Raw genomic sequence first — 3,471 nt, 5'->3', positions numbered from 1 at the left:
ATGCTGCACCCAGCAGCCTTTTGAGTGTGCCAGGTCATGGAGCGACTTTGCCAGTATATCCGGAAAATTATGATACACGGGTTCCGGCCTTGGCAGGTGCAGGTATAGTGATGCCAGGTGCGTTAGAAATTCAGTGGCAATTTCAAACTGATCCTTTGGTGTCTTGTTACTAAAGCAAACAAAGGCATCTGAAATAGTAACCTGCTGGCCGGCAGGCAATGGCTTATCTTTCGTGGATGGTAAAGAAAATCCAAATTCCGGCCACTCACCGCCAACGGTATCTGCCACAGATGTTTGGGTTGCATTACAGTAGTCTGCCAGCGCCGTAAAGTTTTGTAAATACAGGAACGAGCCGGCTGCGGGCTGTGTCATGGAAGCATAAATGATCCCGGAGCGCGTACCTATTTGCCGGATGTGAATGTCGCCCTTGCTGCTTCCGTTTGCCGGTATCACAATATCGCGCGGCCAAAAGGGGATATCCGTATCCTCGGCAGGGATGAAAGCTACGGTATAGCGTAAAAGCGGTGTGCCTTTTTCAGGAAAGCTCACGCTTGCATGATAGGTGCCGATAGCAGCGCTCATTACCATTTTTATACCGTCTTCTTCGTTTGTTACCTCTTCCAGTGTTATGCTTTCCGGCGCATAGGCAATACGGAAGGCCATCCTGGCGGAGTTGGAGCAGGTAGCTACCAGCCATACGGCATCCTGCATGGAATGCACTTCAAATTGAAAATCGCTTATGGTGTTGGTATACACCGGTTCGGTGGTTATCGTTGCCAGCTGTTCTGCAGCGCTGGCTGCCCAAATAGAAATTCCGGATGACATATATTTTAAGTCGTTTTAGTTTCTCATAATAAAAGCTGACTAACACTGGCGCCGCAGGCTGTTACCGGATGCGCGCATGTTATACTGCAGGTCTTTTACCTGTTAACATGGATGTTATCATATATAGAACTGTATACAAATTGTAATCCATGTATAATGCAGAGGCATTTTCCACATTAAGGTTGAATTTGGTTAATGATGGGCTCTATTAAATGAGCAATTAAATGGACAGTTCGATGGAGTACAAGCCCTATTGTACCTTAGTTTGTGCCCGGCTTGTTATAGGAGTAAGCGTATGTTGACAGCTTCTTTTTTTGATGCTATTGAGAATGCCTTTGCGGTAAAAAGAAAGCCCGCTTATTAGCGGGCCTCTTTATTATAAGTTGATGTGACTTATTGCTTCAGGATCTTCACCTGTTTTTGCGTACCATCTTTACGGTCTATAGTAATAATGTACATGCCCGGCACCAGTGAGGATACCGGAATAGTGTTCCCCGGGTTCTTAACTTTCATAAGCTGGTGACCACTCATATCGTAAACGCTCAGCGTTTTAACCTTGTCACTGTTACGGATATGTAATTGCTCACTCACCGGGTTAGGCGACAGTGTAACGGCGGTATTACTATTTTCTGTTTTTACTGTTTGCATGGCCATCCTGGCGGATGAGGCAACACTGGTAATAGTAAGATAATTAAGATTAAATCCGCCGGTGGTTGTAGCAATACCTATGCTATAAGTGCCTGCAGGTAAGGTTACGGTATGTGAAACATTGCTCCAGTTCTGCCATCCGCCGGTATTAGGTATGTTAACGGTGCCCAGCTGTGTGGCGCCGGCATCTTTTTCCAGCCGCAGGCTTGTGTTGGCGTTAGGGCTGGCCACGCGGTAATCTACCCGGTAGCTGCCTGTTGCAGGAATAGTTACATCATAAGACATCCAGTCTCCGGCGTCTATCCATCCAACATTCTGTCCTCCTCCTGCATCGGTTGTTGCTTCCACATCTATGCCGGACATATAGGTATAGCTTTCCGCCTGAATAACCGTTGATGTAGAAGTGGTATTTGATTCTACTTTCAATGAAGTTGTCAGATCGTTCCAGCCATTGTCAACCAGGCAATCATCATCTCCTGTAAGTACAAGTGTTGATCCACTGAAATTGTCATCCTGGTAAAGAGTGACTTTATACCCGGGCTTTACCCTGAGGGAAGAAATATCATCATTGAGAATGCCCAGCGCATTCAGCTGGCTAAGGGTATAGGCGCCGGGATTAAGGCCTGCGGCGTAGCCGCCATAGTTACAATCCTTATAGGCGATGGCCGCGCCGCTTGCCGTGATCCCTGAAAAACCGCCTATGGTAATAGTGGTGCGCAGGGGAGAGGTGGCATTGATGGTGGACGAATGGTTAAATACATCGTCGTAGCAAAAAGCGTAGGTCAGGCTATTGAGGCTGATATCGCTGCGGTGCCAGAATTTGCAGTACCAGTTGTAAGGCCCTGTCTGATAATATTTGGATGCAGAGGAAAAGTCCTGCGTGGCGCCCGTTGCCAGGTTAAGATCAATGGCATGGCGGTTAATGGCAGCGCAGATCTGCGCCTGCACCACTTTATCCCATTGCCCGCCGGTGGCCATAACCCCGCTGCCTTCCATGGCTTCCAGGTTGGTAGGCTTGCGTGAGATGGTGCCCACCTGTCCGTCGGAAGTACGGGTGAATGTGAACACGTTGCCGGATACACGGCCGCTCCAGGTGCCTGCATCACCTGCGTTGAAAACCAGGTTACCGTTCTGGTATTTTGACCAGATGGCATCAATGTAGGAACCAAAATAATTGGCCTGTGCACCGCTTTGAAAAGCAGTTGTTTTTGAAGGGAACTTGATGATGCCATTGGCAGCATCATAACAGCCTGCAAATTCGGAAGGTGCGGTAGACTGCCATTGTGAAAGGATCTGGCTGTGAGGAATAAGCTCTCCAACCTTTTGGTAAAAACCGGAATTGCCCCACACTTCAAGGCCCATGGGATACTGGTAGCTATCCACACGGGTAGTGTTTACCCAAAGGCCGTTGGATGCGTTTGTAAGCTCAATCGTTTCAAACCGGATGCCCTGGTTAGGATCCGTAGGATTGGCAAGATTGGGCGCTGCATAACCACTTGGCGCACCGGATGCGCCGAAGAAATAGAGATACAGCTGTGAGTTGAAAGAGATCAGGATGCGGCAGCCTGCAATGCCGGGAATGTTGATGACCTTATTAGGGATCTCGCTCAGCTTCGCAAAACAGTTGGCATAGCGGCCATTGCCGCCGGGCCCCTGGTTGCCGTTGATCACCGGCCCGGGTACGGTGTTGTTGGACACGCTCATGAGGTTGACCGCACTGGTTTTAGGGTCAATCCATACATGATTGCCGTTGATGATGCCTACCACTGCAACATACACATTGCCATCAGCATACGCTGAGTTGTTGTACAAGGTGAAGGGAACGGTAGTTTGGGCCTGTACTTTGCTCCCGGTGAGGATGGCTACAATAAACAGCAAGGCCATGCGGGCGCATAGCGCCCCGGATAAAGATCTGGTTTTCATTGAACAATAGGTATTAGATTACGAGAGCACGATGCAATGTAAATAAACTTTTCAGTAAGTTATCATGTGATGATG

1 protein-coding gene and 1 pseudogene are annotated in these 3,471 nt (G+C 48.5%); both read right to left on the bottom strand.

The features are described 5' to 3' along the window. Positions 1 to 825, bottom strand: a pseudogene (locus VIM87_RS06215) (hypothetical protein); the annotation flags it as partial. Positions 826 to 1,218: 393 nt separating this feature from the next. After that, positions 1,219 to 3,396, bottom strand: a complete 2,178-nt coding sequence (locus tag VIM87_RS06210) for a beta-1,3-glucanase family protein (RefSeq protein ID WP_331996140.1) — start codon at positions 3,394 to 3,396, stop codon at positions 1,219 to 1,221. Positions 3,397 to 3,471: the final 75 nt, after the last annotated feature.

It is taken from the genome of Chitinophaga sp. (genome assembly GCF_036569125.1).
Classification (GTDB): Bacteria; Bacteroidota; Bacteroidia; order Chitinophagales; family Chitinophagaceae; genus Chitinophaga.
This window is presented reverse-complemented; position numbering and strand designations above follow the sequence as displayed.